The 23,398-nt window shown below is 38.8% G+C and carries 20 protein-coding genes; 7 read left to right on the top strand and 13 right to left on the bottom strand.

Annotated features, from left to right (window positions below):
- Window positions 1-33 precede the first annotated feature (33 nt).
- The gene (locus tag GO621_RS12345; RefSeq protein WP_157567459.1) at window positions 34-243 is read left to right on the top strand and encodes a hypothetical protein; all 210 of its coding nucleotides are present in this window, start codon (window positions 34-36) and stop codon (window positions 241-243) included.
- Window positions 244-252: 9 nt separating this feature from the next.
- Here GO621_RS12345 and GO621_RS12340 read toward each other — a convergent pair whose 3' ends face one another.
- Window positions 253-807: a DUF2892 domain-containing protein gene (locus tag GO621_RS12340; protein ID WP_157567457.1), complete on the bottom strand. Its 555-nt coding sequence runs from the start codon at window positions 805-807 to the stop codon at window positions 253-255.
- 70 nt (window positions 808-877) lie between these two features.
- Here GO621_RS12340 and ung point away from each other — a divergent pair, with 70 nt between their 5' ends.
- The 3 genes from ung to GO621_RS12325 all read left to right on the top strand — a co-directional run bounded on the left by ung (window position 878) and on the right by GO621_RS12325 (window position 5,954).
- On the top strand, window positions 878-1,555 hold the full coding sequence (gene ung, locus GO621_RS12335) for a uracil-DNA glycosylase (protein ID WP_157567455.1): 678 nt from the start codon (window positions 878-880) through the stop codon (window positions 1,553-1,555).
- A gap of 573 nt (window positions 1,556-2,128) precedes the next feature.
- Complete coding sequence (locus GO621_RS19305) at window positions 2,129-5,686, top strand: PKD domain-containing protein (RefSeq protein ID WP_157567453.1); 3,558 nt, start codon at window positions 2,129-2,131, stop codon at window positions 5,684-5,686.
- Between the two features lie 97 nt (window positions 5,687-5,783).
- The gene (locus GO621_RS12325) at window positions 5,784-5,954 is read left to right on the top strand and encodes a hypothetical protein (protein ID WP_157567451.1); all 171 of its coding nucleotides are present in this window, start codon (window positions 5,784-5,786) and stop codon (window positions 5,952-5,954) included.
- A gap of 101 nt (window positions 5,955-6,055) precedes the next feature.
- On the opposite strand, the gene GO621_RS12320 is transcribed toward GO621_RS12325, so the two are convergent.
- Both GO621_RS12320 and GO621_RS12315 read right to left on the bottom strand, forming a co-directional pair.
- Window positions 6,056-8,398, bottom strand: coding sequence for a M1 family metallopeptidase (locus tag GO621_RS12320; RefSeq protein ID WP_157567449.1), 2,343 nt, complete (start codon window positions 8,396-8,398; stop codon window positions 6,056-6,058).
- Window positions 8,395-8,985: a HupE/UreJ family protein gene (locus GO621_RS12315; protein WP_157567447.1), complete on the bottom strand. Its 591-nt coding sequence runs from the start codon at window positions 8,983-8,985 to the stop codon at window positions 8,395-8,397. Before GO621_RS12315 ends, GO621_RS12320 begins: the two co-directional genes overlap by 4 nt.
- Window positions 8,986-9,053: 68 nt before the next feature.
- On the opposite strand from GO621_RS12315, the gene GO621_RS12310 reads away from it, so the two are divergent.
- Complete coding sequence (locus tag GO621_RS12310; protein ID WP_232335648.1) at window positions 9,054-9,530, top strand: DUF6702 family protein; 477 nt, start codon at window positions 9,054-9,056, stop codon at window positions 9,528-9,530.
- 32 nt (window positions 9,531-9,562) lie between these two features.
- Here the strand turns inward: GO621_RS12310 and GO621_RS12305 are convergent, their stop codons facing one another.
- The 9 genes from GO621_RS12305 to GO621_RS12265 all read right to left on the bottom strand — a co-directional run bounded on the left by GO621_RS12305 (window position 9,563) and on the right by GO621_RS12265 (window position 19,805).
- A complete protein-coding gene (locus GO621_RS12305; protein WP_157567445.1) occupies window positions 9,563-10,762 on the bottom strand; it encodes a family 1 glycosylhydrolase in 1,200 nt (399 codons plus the stop codon).
- A 207-nt stretch (window positions 10,763-10,969) separates the two neighbouring features.
- Window positions 10,970-11,710, bottom strand: a complete 741-nt coding sequence (gene pgl, locus GO621_RS12300; RefSeq protein ID WP_157567443.1) for a 6-phosphogluconolactonase — start codon at window positions 11,708-11,710, stop codon at window positions 10,970-10,972.
- A 2-nt stretch (window positions 11,711-11,712) separates the two neighbouring features.
- Entirely contained in the window at window positions 11,713-13,221 is a 1,509-nt protein-coding gene (gene zwf, locus GO621_RS12295) for a glucose-6-phosphate dehydrogenase (protein ID WP_157567441.1), read from the bottom strand.
- 48 nt (window positions 13,222-13,269) lie between these two features.
- Window positions 13,270-14,712, bottom strand: a complete 1,443-nt coding sequence (gene gndA, locus GO621_RS12290) for an NADP-dependent phosphogluconate dehydrogenase (protein ID WP_157567439.1) — start codon at window positions 14,710-14,712, stop codon at window positions 13,270-13,272.
- A gap of 13 nt (window positions 14,713-14,725) precedes the next feature.
- Window positions 14,726-15,346: an HAD family hydrolase gene (locus GO621_RS12285; protein WP_157567437.1), complete on the bottom strand. Its 621-nt coding sequence runs from the start codon at window positions 15,344-15,346 to the stop codon at window positions 14,726-14,728.
- Between the two features lie 13 nt (window positions 15,347-15,359).
- Complete coding sequence (gene tal, locus GO621_RS12280; protein ID WP_157567435.1) at window positions 15,360-16,460, bottom strand: transaldolase; 1,101 nt, start codon at window positions 16,458-16,460, stop codon at window positions 15,360-15,362.
- Window positions 16,461-16,479: 19 nt separating this feature from the next.
- Window positions 16,480-16,923 carry an RpiB/LacA/LacB family sugar-phosphate isomerase gene (locus GO621_RS12275; RefSeq protein WP_157567434.1) on the bottom strand — a complete coding sequence of 148 codons (444 nt, stop codon included), beginning with the start codon at window positions 16,921-16,923 and terminating at the stop codon, window positions 16,480-16,482.
- Window positions 16,924-17,018: 95 nt separating this feature from the next.
- The gene (tkt, locus tag GO621_RS12270; protein WP_157567432.1) at window positions 17,019-19,025 is read right to left on the bottom strand and encodes a transketolase; all 2,007 of its coding nucleotides are present in this window, start codon (window positions 19,023-19,025) and stop codon (window positions 17,019-17,021) included.
- A 48-nt stretch (window positions 19,026-19,073) separates the two neighbouring features.
- Window positions 19,074-19,805: an ROK family protein gene (locus tag GO621_RS12265; RefSeq protein ID WP_157567431.1), complete on the bottom strand. Its 732-nt coding sequence runs from the start codon at window positions 19,803-19,805 to the stop codon at window positions 19,074-19,076.
- Window positions 19,806-20,051: 246 nt separating this feature from the next.
- On the opposite strand from GO621_RS12265, the gene GO621_RS12260 reads away from it, so the two are divergent.
- Window positions 20,052-20,255 (top strand): hypothetical protein, encoded by a 204-nt coding sequence (locus GO621_RS12260; protein WP_157567429.1) that lies wholly within the window; start codon window positions 20,052-20,054, stop codon window positions 20,253-20,255.
- 253 nt (window positions 20,256-20,508) lie between these two features.
- Here GO621_RS12260 and pyrF read toward each other — a convergent pair whose 3' ends face one another.
- Window positions 20,509-21,345 (bottom strand): orotidine-5'-phosphate decarboxylase, encoded by an 837-nt coding sequence (gene pyrF, locus GO621_RS12255; protein ID WP_157567427.1) that lies wholly within the window; start codon window positions 21,343-21,345, stop codon window positions 20,509-20,511.
- 276 nt (window positions 21,346-21,621) lie between these two features.
- Here pyrF and rho point away from each other — a divergent pair, with 276 nt between their 5' ends.
- Window positions 21,622-23,364 carry a transcription termination factor Rho gene (rho, locus tag GO621_RS12250; protein ID WP_157567425.1) on the top strand — a complete coding sequence of 581 codons (1,743 nt, stop codon included), beginning with the start codon at window positions 21,622-21,624 and terminating at the stop codon, window positions 23,362-23,364.
- Window positions 23,365-23,398: the final 34 nt, after the last annotated feature.

Below are 23,398 nucleotides of genomic sequence, written 5' to 3'. Positions count from 1 at the left end.
TCTTTGTTTTTGAAAAGATTTAATATTGAAGCAATGACAAACTCAAGCCTTGAAATAAAAGATTCTGAATACTTAATCAAATTTAGCAAACAGCAATTTGATATAGACTTTGTAAAAAGTATTTTAGCTTTTATCAACCAAAAATTGTCGGTAAAAGAAGCATCAACAGAAACAGGAAACGTGAAAGATGCGGAAGATAATTTTTATAAAGATGACTATTTTAGCCACCTCGACGAAAAATAGAATATAGGTTTAGAACTTATTTCTGTAACCGCCCCGAACAACTTGTTGTTTATCCATTTGGGCCATCTGGCCTTTCATCATCTTGATCTGCTCGGCCAATAACTTATTTTTATCGGCTTTTTGCGCTTCCTTTAAATACATTTCGGCTTCGCGCTTATTGCGTTTTGACATCGAAATTCCAGCCAGGCTTAATTTAGCTAAGGCAATATTGTGTGACATGGTCATGCCTAAAGACAATGCTTTCTTAAAGTATTTCTCAGATTTAAGCGGTGATTTATTGGATTCGATTAAACCCAGCAACAAATTGTAATAACCATGCTGCGTGTGGAACAATTGCTTTTCGTAATCGGTAATCTTCATCAAAAATTGCTCTGCTTTCGGCATATTTTCTTTCCGCATAAAATATTGCGCAATCAGCATATTTTCGTTAAAAAAGAAAGTAACCAAAACCAGTCCTCCAATCAGGAAAACCAAAACAGCCCACCACCAGAAACCAAAAGCAGCCAGGGTAACTGCAGCGCCCAGGATAACACAGGCAATAACTAACCGAACAATATTACGCATTTGATGTATATAAAATTATTAAGCAAATATCTGCTTATTTGTACGTTAAATCAATTATTCCAAACATTTTATGTCGATTGCATTAGAACCTTCCTGGCTGGAAATTTTAAAGGATGAATTTGAAAAAGATTACATGATCAAACTGAAAGCTTTTTTGCAGCAGGAAAAAGAAGCTGGTTATACTATTTATCCAAAAAGCAAGGATATTTTTAATGCTTTTGCCAAAACGCCTTTTGATGATGTTAAGGTAGTAATCATCGGACAAGACCCATACCATGGGCCAGGACAAGCGCACGGACTGGCGTTTTCTGTACAAAAGGGAGTTGCCGTTCCGCCTTCTTTACAAAATATTTTTAAAGAGTTAAAGCAGGAATTTATTGATTTTAAAATTCCGAAAGATGGAGATTTAACGCAATGGGCTGGGCAAGGCGTTTTACTGCTGAATGCAACTTTAACCGTTCGTGCCAACCAGGCTGGTTCCCATCAAAAAAAAGGATGGGAAATTTTTACCAATAAAGTAATTGAAGAAATATCGAACCGGAAACAAGATGTCGTTTTTTTATTATGGGGGAAATTTGCACAAGCCAAAAGCGAACTGATCGACTCGCAGAAACATCATTTGTTAAAAGCCGCGCATCCTTCTCCGCTTGCTGCACACAATGGTTTTTTTGGTTGCAGACATTTTTTAAAAACGAATTTAATTTTAGAGGGGAAAAAATTGAAGCCCATTGATTGGCAAATTACCTAATGCTTCTTTTATCGCCTAAAAATATACGTTTTATCATTTTCACCATAAGAGAAATTTCTTCGAACTTTTACAATCGCTCACTTTGGATAAGATCCCTCTTTCATCAGTGGCATCTACTACATTAACCTTTTTTTTAAGCTGATGAACCGTTTCTTTTAACTATACAGGCTATATTTTTTATCAGCTTAAATTGTTATTAAACTAATAATGATTTATATATTCGTTAAAGCCAATTAACCTGCTTTTTAAAGCGAATAGAGCTGTTTTTACCTTACTAAAATTGTAGTAACCGTTATTATTTGTAGCTGTTGTTAAACTATTGGTAGCTGTAATAAGTTTAACAATAGTACCTGCCAGCATCAGCAAAAATGAAAGAGAGTAGCAGGTTATTCATTGACATAATTAGGTTATTGGAATTACTAAAGTTAAATAGCTATTTAGTTACTACTAAAATAATATGTACTAAAAATGTTGCGTTATATAGCTAAAAGCCTGAATACTTACTATTACGTAGGTAAGTTAATATAAATAATATTTTACCATAAGTGTAAGCTTTATTATTGTAAGGATGACATGATTAAACAATTACCTAAATTTATACTGGCCTTACTGGTACTGTGTTTAACTGCTATAAATTTAGTTAAGGCACAAAGTGTATCTAATGAAGGTACGGAGTTTTGGTCTGTTTTTCCTACACACGTTCCTAATCAACCAACACAACTTGCTAACATCAGTATTTTTATCACCGGCAGTCAAGCTTCTACCGGAACGGTTTCAGTTGGGAGTTATTCACAAAAATTTACGGTTGTTGCCAACACTGTTACCGAAATTCAGGTACCACGGGCAAATGCTTATATTAATGATTTTGAAGGTGGTACAGTCCTTACTAATCGGGCTATTCATATTGTGGTAGATAACGGGCAACCTGCCGTAGTAGTTTATGCACATATATTTGCAGGCGCGCGGTCAGCAGCTTCGCTTATTTTACCTGTTAAAGCTTTAGGCCAACAGTATTACAGCATGAACTACCAGCAAACGCCAGCCGTAGTTTCTGGCGGCCAAAATTTTATAGTATTGGTAGCAAGTGAGGCAAATACAAAAATATTTATTAAGAAGGGAAATACAGATTTGGTTTCCGGAGGGATTACACTTACCAATATTGGAGATGTGTACGAATACTTATCTAATAGCGATTTAACCGGAGCCTCAGTAACGGTTGATAGCACTACCTCAGGATGTAAGCGTTTTGCTATGTTTTCCGGAAGCAGCGGCGATGCAATTGCTGATCCGAGTTGCTCGCCACATTCTATTGATCCATTATATCAGCAAAATTATCCTATTGAAAGCTGGGGAAAAACTTACGGCTTTATTCCTTTTAGCATGAAAGCGCCGGGTAGCAATGTTGCTACAGAAAGAACATTGGGAGATTACGTGCGTGTAGTTGCTGAAGCAGATAATACAAACGTGCAAATTAACGGGGTAACGGTTGCTACACTTAATAAAGGCGGCTTTTATTCGTCTCCAACCCCGTTAAGTCAGCCTGCCAGTATTTCTGCCGATAAACCGATCAGTGTAGCCCAATATGCTTTAACAGCAAGTTGCTCTAATATAAATGGAGCTCAGACTTTAGGAGATCCTGATATGGTTATCCTAAATCCTATCGAATACAGTATTAAAAACATTACTGTTTATTCTTCTACCCGTGAAGCAATTACTGAGCAATATATAAATGTGTTGATAAAAACAGCATCTGTAGCGAGCTTCCGTATTAACGGCGCTGTACCAACTACGGCTTTTGTGCCCATGGCTACTTTGCCTGGCTACTCCTATTTACAGCTTAATTTAAACGGTTATCGCACTAATAATTTCAACCTTACGGCTGATGATGGTTTTAATGCCGTAGCCTATGGTTTTGGTCAGGTTGAATCCTATTCCTACTCTGCCGGAACAAACCTGGCAACAACCGTTACTGCCAATGCAGTTGATCCGGTAACTAATTTACCAATTACATCTGCTTGTGTTTATGATAATTACAATCTGCAGGTAACTTTAAATGTTCCTACCCAAAAAATAGTTTGGACTATCACTCCGTCTAATCCCGCAACCGTAATTAACACACTTAACCCTGTTGCTAAAGATACGATCATTAACACAAAGCCTTACTACATTTATGTAATACCTAAACCTGCTATTTTCAATAAAGCAGGGTTATATAATGTTAATATTGTGGCAGATTTACCACCTTCAACTGGCGGTTGTACGATAGGTGATCAGAATTTTAATTTTCCTTTTACCGTTTACAGCGCACCAATTACCGCTTTTACCATGCCTGCAAGTGTTTGTGCCGGTTCGGCAGTTACTTTTGCTGATAAAAGTACCGACAGCAGCAAAGTAATTAAAAGCTGGATCTGGAAATTTGGCGATGGCACTACTTCTACCCTGCAAAACCCAACACATACTTACAGCAAGCCTGGCATAGATACCGTTAGTTTAACTGCAATTTCTGAAAGCGGATGCCAAACTACTACCCAGAAATATTTAACTGTAAATAATTTACCTGTTGCTGCTTTTACCTATACAAATGCTGTATTTAAAAATTTTGCTGTATTTTTCAAAGATGCTTCAACAATAGTAAACGGTAAAATTGTTAGATGGGCCTGGACTTTTGGTGATGGCAGTACAGCTACCAAAAGTAATAATCTCACTTTTGAACATGATTATACTGCCGCCGGAACTTATCAGGTTAAGCTAATCGTAACTTCTGATCTGGGGTGTCAGGACACAATATCAAAGTCGGTAACAGCTAAACCTGCCTATAAGCCTGATTTTAGATCGCCTCAGGTTTGCTCCGCTGATTTAAGTGCACAATTTTTTGACCTCACTGCGGATAGCGTTGGCACAAATGTAGCTTTAACTTATTTATGGAATTTTGGTGATGCAGATGCAACAGCCGCTAACCCAAATACTTCTACAGATAAAAATCCGGCACACCGGTTTAGCAAAGCTCAAATTTATCAGGTTACCCTTACAGTTACAGCCGGCGATAGCAGTTCTGCAAGCATCACTAAACCTTTCCAGGTAAATGGTTCTATGCCAAAAGCCGCTTTCAATATTATTACCCCCGGCAATGTTTGCAGCAATCAACCCATTACTTTTGAAAATCAATCTACCGTAGATATTGGCAGCATTACTAAAATTGAATGGTATTTCGATTACCAGAACCAGCTGGGCGTTGTGGTAACAGATGTAAACCCGGTAGCCGGAAAACGTTATATACACCAGTACGACATTTTTAATATGCCTGCAACTAAAACTTTTACAGTTAGAATGGTAGCGTATTCAGGCATTACCTGTATTGATATAACTGAAAAAACCATCACCTTAAATGCTAATCCAAAAGTAGTATTTACGGCATTAGGAAGCGTTTGCCAGGAAGTTAATCCGTTTCAGTTAACCCAGGCCGAAGATGTTAGTGGTGCTAATGGTAAAGGCGTATATACAGGCGCAGGTGTTACTGCTGGCATTTTTAATCCGGCTGCTGCAGGTATTGGTACACATCAAATTAAATATGTTTTCACATCCAGCACCGGTTGTGCCGATTCGCTTACTCAAAACATCACCGTAAACCCTACGCCTGTAGTAGATGCTGGAAAACTTATCCGGGTCCACATTGGCGATATTGTAAGGCTTTCCCCAAAAATTACCGGTAAAATTTTTAGTTATAAATGGACACCTGCCACTGGGTTAAGCAACGATCATATTGCTAACCCTATTGCTACGCCTTCGGATGATATTACGTACCGGCTTACCGTAACTTCTACCGATAGCTGTACTGCTGTAGATACAGTTGCCATTCGGATTTTAAAGATCCCGGTTATCCCAAATACTTTTACGCCTAATAATGACGGGGTAAACGATGTATGGAACATACAGAATTTAGACAGGTACCCGGATTGTATCATGGATATTTACAACCGTTATGGTGTAAGGATGTTCCATTCCATAGGTTACGGTACTGCCTGGGACGGCCGGTATAACGGACAGGAAGTACCTGTTGGTACATATTATTACGTACTGAATTTAAAAGACGGCACAAAAAATTATGGCGGTTATGTTACCGTTATTCGGTAATTGTAAATAACTTTATAAACAATTATAAACTTTTTGTTCGCCACTTGTTAAAAGAGTAGAACAGTACACATTATTTTTTACCGGTAAAAGAAGCATTATGAAAAACAAATCTATTTTATTTTCTGCCTTAGTAATACTTTGTATAGCAACTGCATGCAACGAAAAACATAAAAATTACGGGCTGGAACGGCAAGATACTGTAAATGCTGGCGATAGTACAAATAACATCCAAAATAAGGTAACTTCACCAGATACCGTTAAGCACTAAGCAAACAGCATAAAAGTGTTTAAACAGAGAAGCCGGAATAAAATATATTCCGGCTTCTCTGTTTAAAGTAGTCGTTAACTGGTTTTAAACCAATGCTTCTTTTACGGCTGTTTTTTTATGGACTGCTGCTGCATAGGGTTTGCGCCAGCAGTAGCGCCGCGCGGCAGGTTTTGTTGTTTGAATAATTCAAACCTGGATGGCGTAAGTGTTCTCGGCCAGCTGTTATTGTCTTCATCAATATCCGCCGTTTCACGATATGGGTCAAGCCTGATCGACTTTACTTCTTTTGTTTTAGCAAAAACTTTGTCTATTTTCTGTTCGTTTTTGCGCCAAACATAAGCAGAAATACGATCTACTTCTTTCGTTCCGTCTGTATATGTCCATTCTATAATTACCGGCATTACCAGTCCGCCTTTATTGCTTAAAGTTAACTGGTAAAAATAGTTCTTGCTTTCATAAAAACTCCTTTCCTCAGGAGATAATGCATTGTACATCGCCTGGTAGCTTTCCTGCGTAAGCGGTGTTGCAGCAAAACGATCAAACTTGCTGTAAAAGTCTTTTAAAGAGGTATCAGCTTCTACTGCAAAACGCGTTCCTTCTTCCCGGTTTCTTTGCGCGCTGATGTGCTGTAAGTTGTGGTCAAATTGCTCTTTGTCGTACCTGGCATTAATTTGAGGGTTTTTAGTATCCAACGTATAAAGTTTAACGCTGTCTAAAGAAATATCAACCGGATCAGTTCCATAGAACCAGCCGCGCCAAAACCAGTCCAGGTCAACTGCAGAAGCATCTTCCATCGTCCTGAAAAAATCTGCGGGCGTTGGATGTTTAAAAGCCCAACGCTGTGCATAAGTTTTAAAAGCATAATCAAAAAGCTTCCTTCCCATTACCGTTTCTCTAAGAATATTTAATGCAGTTGCAGGCTTTGCATATGCATTCGGCCCGAAACGGGCAATATTTTCAGAATTAGTCATGATCGGTTCCAGCTCGTTTTTCGGCAGTTTCATGTAATCCACTATTTTGTAAGCCGGGCCGCGCTGCGATGGGAAATTATTGTCCCAGTCCTGTTCTGCTAAAAACTGGCAAAAGGTATTTAAACCTTCATCCATCCAGGTCCACTGGCGTTCATCAGAATTTACAATCATCGGGAAAAAGTTGTGCCCAACTTCATGTGTGATCACACCGATCATCCCATTTTTGGTTGCTTCGCTGTAAGTTCCGTCTTTTTCTGTCCGGCCGTAGTTAAAGCAAATCATCGGGTATTCCATTCCGTTAGATGCTTCAACAGAAATAGCGCTTGGGTAAGGATAAGGAAAAGTATGCTGCGAATAAACTTTAAGCGTATGTGCTACCACTTTGGTAGAATAACGGCGGTAAAGCGGGTATGCTTCCGGGCTATAATACGACATGGCCATTACTTTTTTGCCGCCTTCAATTTGCGTTGACATACCATCCCAAACAATCCGTCTGGAAGAAACCCAGGCAAAATCACGCACATTTTCTGCTTCATAAACCCATGTTTTTCGTGCTTGTGCATGGCCTTTCATCCGGTCTTTCACTTCTGCCAGTGTTATTATTTCTACCGGTTCTTTGGATGTTTGAGCCTGGTTCCAGCGTTTTAATTGTGCTGCTGATAATGTCTGGCTGTAATTTTGGCATAATCCGGTTGCGCCTACCACATGGTCTGCAGGTACATCCAGGTTTACTTTAAAATTTCCGAAAACTAAAGCAAACTCGCCGCTGCCGATGAACTGTTTGTTTTGCCATCCCTGGAAATCACTGTAAACAGCCATACGCGGATACCATTGCGCCATGGTGTATAAATAGTTTTTATCTTCCGGAAAATACTCGTAACCACCTCTTCCTCCAATCGTTAAACGATCAGAAATATTATAAAACCAGGCAACTTTAAATTTAAACTTTTCGCCAGGTTTTAATGTTTTTGGTAACTCCAAACGCATCATCGTTTCGTTGATGGTATATGGAATTGGGTTTCCGTTTGCATCTTTTACACTCAAAATATGATCGCCCAGATCCAGGTTGTTGCCCATTATCATCTGCAACTGGCGCAAACTCATTTTGTCCTGCATTTTACTTTCGCCGGCAGTACTGCCCTGTGAATCTTTGCGGTGCTGGTTCTCATCCAACTGCAGCCATAAATAGGTTAAAGGATCTGGCGAATTATTAAAATAAGTTATGGTTTCTGTTCCGTCTAAACGTTGTTTATCATCATTCAGCGAAGCATTAATTTCATAATCTGCACGTTGCTGCCAATATTTTGGGCCGGGAGCACCAGAAGCAGAACGGTACATATTTGGATCAGAAATCATGGTGCCCAATTGTTCAAACTTGTTCCCATGATTTGATCCCGGATTGTTATCATACTGGGCATGGGCAGCAGAACCGATCAAAAAAAAACAGGAAATGGCTAAATAAACTTTCTTCATTTAAAAATTATTTGGTGAAAACGATCTATACACATCATTAAGGCAATGCCGAAGATAGCCGAAGATAGAAAAAAACTCCATTTGGCGGGTTTAATTTTAAAAAGTTTGATCAGCAAAAAGGATAAAAACAATACAGAAATTACAATTATTACTTGCCCGCATTCTAAACCTATATTAAAAGCAAATAACTGGGCAACAATATTGGTACTTTTACCTAAAAGGCTTTTTAAATAGTTAGAAAAACCTAAACCATGTATCAACCCAAAAAATAAAGCTAAAAAATAAGTTAGGTTAATATTTTTTTGTGGGATGCTTCTTTTAATGATATTATTTATAGCTGTAATAACGATAGTTACCGGAATTAAAAACTCGATTAAAGAAGTATTGATGTGGAGGATGTTAAAAACGCTTAAAGCAAGTGTTATGGAATGGCCGATGGTAAAAGCAGTTACCAATATCAGCACTTTGCGCCAGTCTTGCAGTTGGTAAATGCCACAAAGAACGGTTACAAATAAAATATGATCGTAACCCTGCCAATCGCAAATGTGCTGTAAACCTAACTGGAAGTATAAAGAAAAATCTGCCATAAAAGAAGTATTCGCAATTGTACTTAATTATAGCTTTTTTTGAGGGATATTTTTAAAAGCATACGAACATGTTACATTTTCTGTTGATTTTATGGTTCAGCTTCTTCCACCCGTTTTATGTAAGCGTTACCGAAATCAAACAAAATCCTGCCAATCATTCACTTGAAATTAGCTGCCGGATGTTTTATGATGATTTGGAAAAAGCTTTGGAAAAACAATATCATGTGCAGTTGGATATTGTTAAACCAAAAGATAAAGCGCAGCTAAACAAGCTGATTAATGATTATGTAAAGAAACATTTGGTAATCCGTGCAGATGGAAAAATATTAGCTTTAGATTATGTTGGATACGAAATTCAGGAAGATGGCGCCTGGTGTTATTTTGAGGCGAAAGGAATAGACCGCGTTAAAAAGGTAAATGTGCATGATGATTTGTTATACGAGCAGCATCCGGAACAAATCAACATGCTACACATTACGATTAACAATCAGCGTAAAAGTACCAAGGTTGATAACCCGGATGCTGATGCCAGTTTTAATTTTTAAATTTTGTTGATGCTTCTTTTACCGGCATAAAATTAGGGAATAATGTTTAGCCCGTACGCTTCTTCATTCAAAACATGTTTCCAATTTTTAATCAGTTTCTGGTAAGCTTCTCCAACCGGGCGTATTTTTCGGTCTAAATCATACAAACCTAAGGCATTAACAGTACCATTGTTTTGCCGGAGAGCCGTATCCCAATCCACCTGATCCAGCAAACCATACCAGGTAAAACCAACAATTGGAAAGCCATCCTGCTTAAAACGGTACAAATTTGCCCATTCTTTATGCAACCAGGCTACTGCATTTGGTTCGGCAATATTGGTTTCCGTATGCATTACCGGCAAACGGTAACGCGTATAATACTGCTGGGTGATAACATAATAACCGAAAATTTCGCCAGCCGGACTGGTAGATCCGTCTGCATGGACAATATGCTCATTGGTAACGTAATAATCTGTTCCCATAATACATTTTCCGCGGATTACATTATTCATAAACCATTCATATTCAGCATCCGTCATTCCGTTTTGAAGCAAGTATTTATAATGATCAACTTTAAGCGGATGAGCATAAGAAAGATCAAGTGATAAATAACGTTTCAGGTTTAGAAAATCGGCTAATTCACGGCAGGAAGGATCTTCTGCATGAAAATATTCGGATGATTCGCTTTGAATAAAAGTTACACCCGGCTGAACTTTTGAAATGGCTTGCATAGCCAGTACGTTGGCTTTACATAGGTGTTTCAAGGCTGTTACAAAACCTTTATCATCGGTTAAGCTTTCGTTCCACCAACCATACTGACCTGAAAATGAAGCAGTAACAAAAATCTCATTTATGGGTGTATAGAATTTAAGCTGAGGAAACCGTTTAGCAAAAGCAAAAGCATATTCTGCAAAATATTGCGGAAAGTCGGGGTTTTGGAAACTGTCTATCCAATCCGGAACACCAAAATGGCAAAGGTCAACAATTGGGGTAATTTTCAGTTCCTTTAACCGGTTAAAAGTATCATCTGCAAAATCCCAATTGTATTGGCCGGGACCTAAATGAGTAGCATAATAAGGCGGGCCGTATCGTAAATATTCGATATCCATATCTTTAACCAACTGAAAATCTTCCCGCCATCTTTTGTAATGGCCGGTTTTTTCCAATTCATCTACCCTGGTCTTTTTTCCATCGATAAAAACAGTAGGATAACTGTTTTCTATGCCTGTGGCAAACATGAAGTTATTTCTCATTGCAACTAAAGAAGGTTTTATACTATATCATATCGGCCTCGGTAACCAAGCAAATTTTATTTTAAATCTCATAAAATTTTTATCGGAACCAGCTTTAATTGCAGACGTGATTATGAAACTATTGTTTACATAAACTGAAATAAAAAAAGCGATGGTTGTAAAACCACCGCTTAAAAGGTTATTAATTTTTAGGTGATAAAAGAAGCATTATCCTTTTTTACTTAGCAAAGATGCTGCTGCTTCATCCATAAACCATTGCACGGCGCCTTGTTCCGGTTGAATAAGCTGGGCAGGGTATTCTTCAATATCCGTGTCATCTTCTAATACATGATGCACTGCTTCTGCTTTTCCTTTACCATAAACCAAGAAAGCAATATGATGTGCATCGTTAATCATGGGAGCAGTCATAGAAATACGGTACACCTGCTGATCTTCCAGAAAAACAGCTTTTACTGTGGATTCCTGATCTTCTAAAATGGAAGTATGCGGAAAAAGTGAAGCTGTATGGGAATTATCTCCTAAACCAAGCAAAATCAAATCAAACTTAACATTGTAAGGTTTAAAATGAGTATAAACAGCTAAAGCATAAGCTTCGGCGGCCTGCTCTGGCGGCAAAGAAGTATTGACCGGAATGATTTGTGAAGCAGGAATTTGAAGCGGATCAAATAATGCTTTTTTTGCCATTAAAAAATTACTATCAGGATGATCGGCAGGAACATTGCGTTCATCTCCAAAGAAAAAATATACATTTTCCCACACTACCTTTTCTTTATAATCTGACGATGCCAGCATTTCATATAATTTCTTGGGAGAACTGCCGCCAGAAAGTGAAACATTGAACATGCCATTAGCCGAAATAGCTTTTTTTGCTGTTTCGATAAAATAGGCTGCCATGTTAATAAGCACTTCATCTTCTGTAGGGAAGATATTTAACTTTACGTTTTGCATGCTTATTTATCTTTAACTGGTAGTGTAAACCAATGGAAGCCATCGCGGGCAATTAATGCTTCTGCCACTTCCGGCCCCCAGGAATCCGAAGAATAGTTAGGGAACTTGGTGCTTTTTGTAGATTCCCACGAATTTAATATCGGCATAATTAATGCCCATGCTGCTTCTACCTGGTCTGCACGCATAAATAAGGTTTGGTCACCCTGCATGGTATCTAATAGTAAAGTTTCGTACGCCTCTGGTGCCTGACTGTCGTAAGTTCCTTTATAATCAAAAACCATATCTACCGTGTTAATAACCATATCTACACCTGGGCGCTTTGCCTGAACTTGTAAACGGATACTCATTTCGGGCTGAATACTGATGATCAAACGATTTTGCTGCCAGCTATCTGTTGCCTCACTTGGAAAAACTAAATGAGGGACATCTTTAAATTGGATAGTGATAACTGATGCAGACTGGTGCAACCTTTTACCTGTACGGACATAAAACGGAACGCCTTGCCACCGCCAGTTATCTACAAAAAACTTTACTGCAGCAAAAGTTTCAGTATTAGAGTTTGGGTCAACTTTTGCTTCCTGACGGTAACCTGGTACTTCTTTGCCTTCTATCCAGCCTTTTCCATATTGTCCGCGTACGGCAGAATCTTTGATGTTTTCTGCAGTAAAAGGGCGCATGGCGCGCAGTACATCAACCTTTTTGTTCCTGATTTCATCCGCATCAAAATTTACCGGAACTTCTGTTGCTACCAGGCAAAGCAACTGCAGAATATGGTTTTGAATCATATCGCGCATAGCGCCGGCACCTTCATAATAATCTCCCCGATCAGCTACGCCTAATTGTTCTGTAACAGAAATTTGTACGTGTTCAATATAATTACGGTTCCATAATGGCTCCATTAACGAATTAGCGAACCTAAAAGTAAGTATGTTTTGTACCGTTTCTTTACCCAGATAATGATCGATACGGTAAATCTGTTTTTCCTGAAAAATACCAGAAAGTAATTTATTTAAAGATTTAGCTGATTCCAGGTCGTGTCCAAAAGGTTTTTCAATTACAATTCTTGTTTTTTCGGGATTAGTAGCTAACTGACTTTTGGAAATATTTTCTGCAATGATCGGAAAAAACTGAGGTGCAACAGCCAGATAATAAATGACGTTCGCTTCCTGCTGCAAATCTTTTTCGTAGTTTTTTATCAGGTTTCCAAACTCATTATATGTTTCTGCATCGTTTAAATCTGCAGCCTGATAAACTATATTATCAGAAAACTTTTTCCACTGCTCAGGGTTCGCTTTTCCGTTTCTTGAAAATTGATTAATACCTTCCAATAATTTTCCTTTGAAATCATCATTAGAAAGTTTAGTCCGACCGGTACCAATTATAGAAAAATGTTCTGGCAACCAGTTATCCAAAAATAAATTGTAAAGGGCGGGCGTAATTTTACGCCAGTTTAAATCGCCGGTGCCGCCAAAAATAACAAATATAGTAGGCTGGGATTGTATTGATTTCATGATAAATTTTCAGTGCTTCTTTTATAATATAAAAACCGGTAACAGAACTTATGGCTTCTCTTTTTTGTCTTTATCTACATCCGTCCATACAGTGTGAAAAACACCTTCTTTACCAATAAGCTCGTAAGTATGTGCACCAAAGTAATCGCGCTGGGCCTGGATTAAATTAGATGGCATATTGGCTGTACGGAAATTATCAAAATAATTTAACGAAGCAGCATGTGCCGGAAGTGCTAAACCAGCAACAGTTGCCGAAGCCAATACTTGCCTTATAGCTGGCAACGTTTCTTTAATTTTTTGTTGAACGTTTGCATCGGTATATAACAACTCCAGGTCATCGTCTTTATGATAGGCCTGAAAAATATCTTCCAAAAAAGCAGAACGGATAATACAGCCTCCACGCCAAATTTGTGCTATAGAACCTAAATTTAACTTGTAATTATAAGCGATAGATGCTTTAAACAGCAAGTGCATACCTTGCGTATAAGCAGTAATCATAGAAAAATACAGTGCGTCTTCTAACTGCTTTACAAACTCGTCCTGATTTTCTGTTTTAATTTTTGATTGAACGTCAGCATATAATTCAGATAATTCAACTCGCAATGCTTTATATTTAGATAAATCACGCGTAGAAACAGCAGCATCAACAGACGGAATCGGCGTTTCTAAGTCCATTGCTATTTGCGAAGTCCATTTACCGGTCCCTTTTGCGCGTGCTTCATCTTTAATATCATCTATCAGCAAATGGTCACTTCCAGGTTTTTTGAATTTTAAAATATCTGATGTAATTTCCATCAGGAAAGATTGCAGCTTGCCTTTGCTCCAGCCGGAAAAAACAGATTCAATTTTATCATTGTCAAAACCTAAACCATTTTTTAAAATACCGTAAGTTTCTGAAATCAATTGCATAATGGCATATTCAATCCCATTGTGTACCATTTTTACAAAATGGCCTGAAGCACCCGGACCGATGTAAGTTACACAAGGCTGGCCATCAACTTTGGCAGCTATGGCTTCTAAAACAGGTTTTACAAAGTTATATGCTTCTTTATCGCCGCCGGGCATCATGCTTGGGCCTTTTCTGGCACCTTCTTCCCCACCCGAAATCCCCATTCCAAAAAAATGCAGGCCTTTACTTTCCAGGTAATCAACACGCACATTGGTATCGGTAAAATGAGAGTTACCACCGTCTATCACAATATCCCCCTTTTCCAATAACGGAATCAGTTCTTCAATAACGCTATCTACAATTTTACCTGCCGGTACCAGCATCATAATGGCTCTTGGTGTTTGCAGGCTTTGTACAAACTCATGGAGTTCTGTAAAGCCTTTAACCGGTGTGCCATCACCTTCTTTTTCAAGTAAAGCAATTTGGTCAGCGTTTTTGTCATAACCTGCTCCGGCAAAATCATGATCGGCCATGTTTAGCAATAAATTGCGCCCCATAGTGCCTAAACCAATCATCCCGAATTTATATTTAGTATCTGGCATTGTCTTTTTATATTTAGAGTTGATTACTTTTAATGTCTTCTAAAATCTTTTTTGTGGATTCAAATCCAATATGCTGAAAACTATTCATACCAGTCCAGCGTGCCGACTCGGCAAGCATCAGCCGGTCATCAAAATAAAAACAATCTTCTGGACTGGCCTGGGTTATCCCCATTGCAATTTTAAATATTCCCGGATCAGGTTTCCGCATCCCAACTTCGCAAGAGGAGATAAAACCATCGAAGCAACGGTGCAGTTTAAATTTCTTGATCCGGTAATCATTTAATTCTTTACCTTCATTGTTTAACGAAAAGATTTTAAACGGAAAGTCTTTCTTCCATTCCACCAGCCATTGCAACAGATCGGGCAGTTCTTTGGATTCTGAAAACATAAATGATTTAAAATCTTCGCGGGTAAAATCGCGGGTTTTGTTAAAAACAACGTTATCCAGATATTCATCTAAAGTTATTCTGCCAATCTCATAAATATTAAATATGAGATTGTGCAGAACTTCCATTTCCTGGTAATCGACCCCAAACTTTTCTGCCGCTAACTGCCTTGATTCGTGCCCCCAGCCATTTGTTAGCAAAACGCCTCCAATATCCAGAAACACAAACTTGCGAAACCCTGATTCCATTATTTACAGGGTTTTAGACTGATGCTTTTTGTTTTTGTTCTTCAATTGCGGCCAGCAGTTTATCGTAAGGTTTATTGAATTTTTCAATTCCTTCGTCTTCTAATTGCTGGGTGATGGCATCTATATTAATACCTGCTTCTTTTATCTTTGTTAAAACTTCGTTTGCTTTATCTAAACCTTCTTCTAAAGTATTAGCTGCATTTCCATGATCGCGGAAAGCTTCCAGTGTTTCCATCGGGATCGTATCTACCGTATCAGGGCCGATTAAAGCTTCTACATATTTTACATCAGAAAAAGCAGGATCTTTGCTTCCGGTACTTGCCCAAAGCAAACGTTGTGGTTTTGCGCCTTTTTCTTCCAGCTTTTTAAAGCGTTCGCTGCTGAAAACACGTTTGTAGATTTCATAAGCTTTTTTTGCAGATGCAATTGCTACTTCTCCTTTTAAATTATCTAAACCTTTTTCTTTCAGCAAAGGATCAACCAAAACGTCAATCCGGCTTAAAAAGAAACTGGCAACAGAAGAAACATATTCTATTGTTTTACCTGCAGCTGCACGTTCTTCCAAGCCTGCAATATAAGCTTCGGTAACGGCTTCATATCTTTCTAAACCAAAAAGCAGGGTAACATTGATGTTCAAACCTTCGCTGATACATTTTTGAATGGCCGGTAAGCCTTCTTTTGTTGCCGGAATTTTGATCATCACATTATCTTTATGAACAGCTTTCCAAAGTTCTAATGCTTGTTTGGTTGTTCCTTCGGTATCCAAAGCCAAACGCGGCGATACTTCCAGGCTTACATAACCATCAGCGCCTTTTACTTCATCTTCGTAAACCTGCATAAATAGATCTGCGGCACGTTTGATATCTTCTACCGCAACGCCGTAAAAAATATCATCGTTGCTTTTGCCTTCTTTAGCTAATTTGGCAATGTCTTCATCATAATCAGAACTGCTGCTGAAAGCTTTTTCAAAGATTGCAGGGTTCGAGGTTACGCCTCTTACACCATCTTCAGTAATCAGTTTTTGCAATTGTCCCGTATCCATTATTTTACGGTCAATAAAATCCAGCCAAACGCTTTGGCCGAAATCGTGTATTTTTTTTACTCTGTTTGACATGATCTTAATCTTTTAAAGTTTATTTATCTATTTGATCTACTTTGTCCAGGCGCCGTAAATGTCGTTCTGCCCCAATAAACGCTGCTTTTAAAAAGGAGTTTACCAGCTCCTGGGCCACATTGAAACCAACAACACGGCCGCCAATGGCCATCACATTCATATTATCATCTTCCACACCCTGATGGGCAGAAAAATGATCGGTAATTAAAGCTGCCCGAACGCCATGAACTTTATTGGCAGCAATGCAGGCACCAACGCCGCTTCCGCAAACGGCAATGCCGCGCTCTACTTCCTTATTTGCTACAGCTCTTGCCATCGGAATTACATAATCAGGAAAATCATCTAACTGAACCAATGATTGTGCACCGAAATCTGTTACTTCATGACCTAAACCTTTTAAATAATCCCGCAGCATTTCCTTTAACTCAAAACCGCCATGATCTGCCGAAATTCCAACTTTCATTGATGTTAATTTTAGGTTGATAAAAGAAGCATTGGCCTGCTACCTCTCTTTTGGAGAGGGCTAGGGTGAGGCGATGCTTCTTTTACCGGTTAAATTTATGCAAGTAAGGCTTTTGCTTTTTCCACCACGTTATCTACCGTAAAGCCGAAAACTTTAAACAATTCTTCGGCAGGGGCAGATTCACCAAAGCTGTGCATGCCAATTACATCACCTTCGTCTGTTATATATTTATGCCAGCCCAAAGTAGAACCGGCTTCTACTGCCAAACGTTTTTTCAATCCTTTTGGCAATACTTGTTCTTTATAGGCTGCATCCTGTTTTTCAAATAATTCCCAGGATGGCATACTGATTACACGGGCAGCAATACCTTGTTCTTTTAGTTTTGCCTGTGCATCCATTACCAAAGCAACCTCAGAACCTGTTGCAATCAACAACAATTTCGGATTTTCGGCATCAGACAAAATATAAGCCCCTTTTTCTACATTTTCTGCCTTGGCATATTTATCCTGATCGATAGTTGGCAAACCTTGTCTGGTTAATACCAATACTACCGGCCCGCCTTTATGTTCTATTGCCACGCGCCAGGCCTGTGCGGTTTCATTGGCATCCGCTGGCCGGATTAAAGTAATGTTCGGAATAGAACGTAAAGAAATTAATTGTTCTACCGGTTGGTGCGTAGTTCCGTCCTCACCTAAACCAATACTATCGTGGGTATAAATAAAGATAGGATTAATTTTCATGATAGCTGCCAAACGTATCGGCGGACGCATATATTCAGAAAAGATCAGGAAAGTGGCGCCATAAGGAATAATCCCTTTAGTTAAGGCCATACCGTTTAAGGCAGAACCCATAGCGTGTTCGCGAATACCGAAATGGAAGTTCCTTCCGGTCCGGTCTTCTGCCGTAAAAGATTCGTATTTATCAAGGTTCGTATCTGTTGAAGGCGAAAGATCCGCAGAACCACCAATTAAACCTGGCAATTTAGCTGCAATGGCATTCAGTACTTTACCGGAGGCTTTACGGGTAGCGATCTTACCTTCTTCGGCTTTAAAAACCGGAATGCCGTCTTTCCAGCCTTCTGGCAGGTTTCCGCTGCTTAAAAGTTCATATTCTGCGGCAAGTTCCGGAAACTCCTTTTTGTAGGCTTCGTACTGCTCGTTCCATTTTTGCTCTTTCTCGGTACCTTTTTTTCCGCATTCCAGGTAATAATCGGATACTTCTTTTGGCACTACGAAAAACTGGTCCGGATCAAAACCCATACCTTCTTTAACCAACCGAACTTCTTTTTCGCCAAGCGGAGAACCATGTGCACCCGCTGTATCTACTTTATTCGGGCTACCGTAGGCAATATGCGTACGGATTTTAATCAGCGAAGGTTTACGGATCTCGATTTTAGCATTGTGTACGGCATTTTTTATTGCATTAATATCATTGCCATCTTCTACCACTTGTACATGCCAGCCGTAAGCTTCAAAACGTGCGGCCACATCTTCTGTAAAAGTAATATCGGTATCGCCTTCAATCGAAATGTGGTTGTCATCATACAAATAGATCAGGTTGCCCAACTCTAATTGTGCGGCAAGGGAAGCAGCTTCGGAAGTTACGCCTTCCATTAAATCGCCATCACTGCAAATAGCGAAAATTTTATAGTCAAAGATATGATGTCCAGGTTTATTGTAACGGCCGGCCAAATGTTTCTGGCCGATGGCGAAACCAATACCATTTGCAAAGCCCTGTCCTAAAGGGCCCGTGGTAACATCGATGCCGGGGGCCAGGCCATATTCCGGGTGGCCGGCAGTTTTACTGTTTAACTGACGGAAATTTTTCAGGTCGTCCAACGATAAATCATAACCTGTAAGATGCAAATAGCAATATTGCAACATACAAGCGTGGCCGTTAGAAAGAATAAAACGATCGCGGTTTGCCCATTCAGGATTTCCCGGGCTGTAATTCATAGCTTCAGACCATAAAACATGTCCGACAGATGCAAGTCCCATAGGCGCGCCTGGATGGCCGGAGTTAGCTTTTTGAACAGCATCAACCGATAACACCCTTACCGTATCAATACCCAATTGTTCAACGTTTTTTGCTTCTACATTCATTATTTAAATTGTAATTATTAATTAAAAGGTTTAAGAACTGTTTTTGTGTTATTTATGAAGTACATTTTCATCTTGCTGCCACAACCGCGGGCCTCCTTTAATGCCTTCACGGTTAGATACAATCTTAATATTATCATCTAATTTAAAATCGATCTTGGTAGAATTTCCTCCTCCAATGTATAGAAAATCATAGTTAAAAACGGTACTAAAGATGTCGAGCACTTTTTTGACACGTTTGTTCCATCTGCCATTGCCAATTTCGTGTAATGCTTTATCGCCTAAATACTCATCGTAAGTAGTTGTTTTTTTAATTGGGAGATGTGCCAGTTCCAAATGCGGAAGCAATTTACCATCATTAAATAAAGCGGTGCCAAAACCAGTACCAAGCGTAATAACCATTTCGAAACCTTTTCCATTGATCACGCCCATTCCCTGCATATCGGCATCGTTAACTACAATAGCATCCTTACCTAAGTTCTTTTTAAGTAACTCCTGTAAGTTGGTGTTTTTCCATAAATCTGTCCCTAAATTTGGTGCCGTAAAAACAGTACCATTTTTAACATAACCAGGAAAACCGGCAGAAATATGATCATATTCCGGGAAATCTTTAGTTAGCGTTTTAACCGCTTCGATAAGATTTTCCGGGGAAGCAGGGCTTGGGGTTTGTACTTTTTCGTAGGCTTTGAGTGTGTTTCCTTCTGCATCCAAAACAGTGGCTTTAATATGCGAACCACCAATATCGATAGAAAGAATTTTTTTAAGGTCAGAAGAATTTTGCATTGTTGAGAAAAATTTCCGAAAAGTAATATTATTCTATTAACTCGGCTACATTTAATTACAATGCAGGTTATTTTCTGTTTGTTAATAAATTCAAAATGATTAAAATATTTGAATGACCTATGCTTCTTTTATACCCTAAAAATGTTACAGCAATCAATAAAAATAATTTTGGGTCAAGGCCGTTTTTTTATTTTCAATTAACCGATTGTTCCCTGAATTAGGAGTAGTTAAACACTACTTATTTTTATGGAAAACTTATTACCGCCATTTAGCAAATACGCTTTTTACAATAATAAACAAGTTTATTATTGTCCGCATTGCCATACCGAACTTCATCATCGTATTTCGCGTGGCTGGATAGTAAAATATTTATTTTTCTGGTTGCCTTTAAAACGTTACCGCTGCGATAAATGCTTCAATTTTGTTTATGTTAAACGTGAAAGGCACTGAACATACAGAATTATTTTTCCAACTTATACCCTTTTTAACAATGAAATTGTTAAAACTTTTTTCTATCTCTCTTTTTTGGGTTGATGCTTCTTTTATCACCTAAAAATTTTGGTTATCAGATTTTTGATTGATCAAAGGCAGGAAACACCAATTTTTACCCGGTAAAAGAAGCATGGGTACCAATCCTGAAAATATCGAGGGACATTGTACAAATTTAAAAGCAGCCCTAAAAGTTTAAACAATTTCAATACTACTATTCTAAAAATCTATATTTAACAAGCTGTTTCTCCATTTCAACCTGAATTGAAAGCGCTTCGGCACGTGCGGCTTCAGCAAAATCCCGGCCATTGGAAGCATAAATTACAGAACGCGAAGCATTTATAATTAACCCACAACTTTCATTCATCCCATATTTGCAAACCTCTTCCATACTTCCGCCCTGTGCACCAACACCAGGGACCAATAAAAAATGATCTGGAACTTGTTTTCTGATCGTTAAAAAAGCTTCGCCACGCGTAGCACCAACTACATACATTAATTGCTCTGTAGTTCCCCACGTTTGAGATTTTTGCAGCACCTGTTCGTACAAAGCGCCGTTTTCTGTTTCGGATAACTGAAAATCCTGATGGCTTTGGTTGGAGGTTAACGCTAATAAAATAACCCACTTATTTTGATACGCTAAAAAAGGTATTACAGAATCTGCTCCCATATATGGCGCTACAGTTACGGCATCAAACTCCATTCCTGATGATGCTTTGTTAAAAAAAGCTTTTGCGTACATTTCGCCCGTGTTGCCCAGGTCGCCGCGTTTGGCATCAGCAATCTTAAAAACATCATCCGGAATATAATTACAGGTATCGATGAGATTTTGCCAACCTTTTGCACCATAACTTTCGTAAAATGCAGTGTTTGGTTTATAAGCGATACATAAATCATGCGTGGCATCAATAACGCGGCGGTTAAATTCCATTACCGGATTTGGAAAATTATTTAAAAATGCCGGGATTTTTTCGGGGTCTGTATCTAAACCGATACAAAGAAAAGATTTTTTCTTATGGATTTGGCTTACTAATTGCTGCCTTGAAAACATATTATTGTATTTTAAATCAATCAAAATAAACAAAAATTGCTATAACGGCATCCCGAAAAAATTTTTTTATACAAATAGTTTGAATAGTTATAAATATTATTTACAATTGCAGCGTTTTCCTGACGATTTTCCTGCATTTCAAAAAAACAGAACTATTCTCCAATGCTTTTTTTATCAGTGTAAAAACTGAGATGTACGGTATCAGCAAAGAAAAATTTACATCTACTATTTAATCTTAAGATAAAAGATAAATTATTATTATCATTATTCCTTCTCATGTTTAATACCACCGAACTGAACGATAAGCTCGTGTCTGAGTTGCGTGAAATAGCCAAAGGTCTGGGCGTTGCCCAAACGGATGATTTACGAAAACAAGACTTGATAACAGAAATTAGCAATAAACAAACGGCACCAGCAGAAAAACCCAAACCAGGCAGAAAGCCCAAAGTTACAGAAACTGTGGCAGCAGTTGCAGAAAAACCTGCCGAAGTACCAGAAGCACCGGCAGCAGCCGTTAACGAACAAGCTGTTGCAGATGATAAACCACGGAAAAGAACCAGGACTATTAAAGCTGTAAAAGACAGCCAGTCAGGTGCAATACCGGAAATTGCTTTTCCTGCTGCAGAACGTGTTGAAGCAAAAAGTGATATTCAGGAAAATCAATCTGCAAGGGTTTCCCCTTCTTATGCTGGAAATAATAATGGGACTGCAGAAACTGTACGAAGATATTCTGAAGTACCAAACGAAAGCCGCCAACCTAAGTTTGAAAAACGTTATAACAATAACGGAAACCAAACCAATGGCAACCAAAGTTCAAATAATCTGCAAAATACTAACAATCAGAATAACAACAATCAAAATAACGTACCGAACAAACAGGCTGAAGTTGCAACAAACCTGGATTTTGATAACGTAATTGTTAATGAAGGCGTACTGGAAATTATGGCCGACGGCTATGGTTTTTTACGTTCTTCGGATTATAATTATTTAACTTCTCCGGATGATATCTATGTATCTCAATCGCAAATCAAATTATTTGGTTTAAAAACAGGTGATACTGTTCGCGGGAGCATCCGTCCGCCAAAAGAAGGCGAAAAATATTTTCCTTTAGTGCGTGTAGAAGCTATTAACGGCCGTATTCCATCCGAAGTTCGCGACCGGGTTCCGTTTGATTTTCTAACACCACTGTTTCCGCAGGAAAAACTGAACTTGTTTTCTGAAGCAAATAATTACTCTACCCGTATTATTGATTTATTTACCCCGATTGGTAAAGGCCAGCGCGGTTTAATTGTAGCCCAGCCTAAAACCGGCAAAACTAATTTGCTAAAAGACATTGCCAATTCAATCGCCAAAAATCATCCTGAAGTTTATTTAATCATTTTACTGATTGATGAACGCCCGGAAGAAGTTACCGATATGGCGCGCAGCGTACGTGCAGAAGTTGTTTCTTCTACCTTTGATGAGCCAGCAGAACGCCACGTAAAAATTGCCAATATTGTGATGGAAAAAGCAAAACGCATGGTAGAATGCGGACATGATGTGGTGATTTTGTTAGATTCTATTACCCGTTTGGCACGCGCTTACAATACCGTTGCGCCTGCTTCCGGAAAAATCCTTTCCGGTGGTGTGGATGCCAATGCCTTGCACAAACCTAAACGCTTTTTTGGCGCTGCCCGTAATATTGAAGACGGCGGTTCTTTGACGATTATTGCAACCGCTTTGATCGATACCGGCTCTAAGATGGACGAGGTTATTTTTGAAGAATTTAAAGGTACAGGCAACATGGAGTTGCAGCTTGACCGCAAGTTATCTAACAAAAGGATTTTCCCTGCTATTGACCTTACCGCTTCCAGCACCCGCCGCGATGATTTACTGTTAGACCGCGAAACATTACAGCGCATTTGGATTTTAAGAAATCATTTGGCAGATATGAATTCGCAGGAAGCAATGGAGTTTTTACAGGGACAAATTAAAGGAACGAAATCCAACGAAGAATTCTTAATCAGCATGAACGGATAAGAAGTTTAAGTAATAAGTTTTACGTTGTAAGTTT

It is taken from the genome of Mucilaginibacter arboris, from assembly GCF_009754915.1.
GTDB classification, from domain to species: domain Bacteria; phylum Bacteroidota; class Bacteroidia; order Sphingobacteriales; family Sphingobacteriaceae; genus Mucilaginibacter_A; species Mucilaginibacter_A arboris.
Note: the sequence above shows the minus strand (reverse complement) of the source record. Positions and strands in the feature narration are given on the sequence as shown.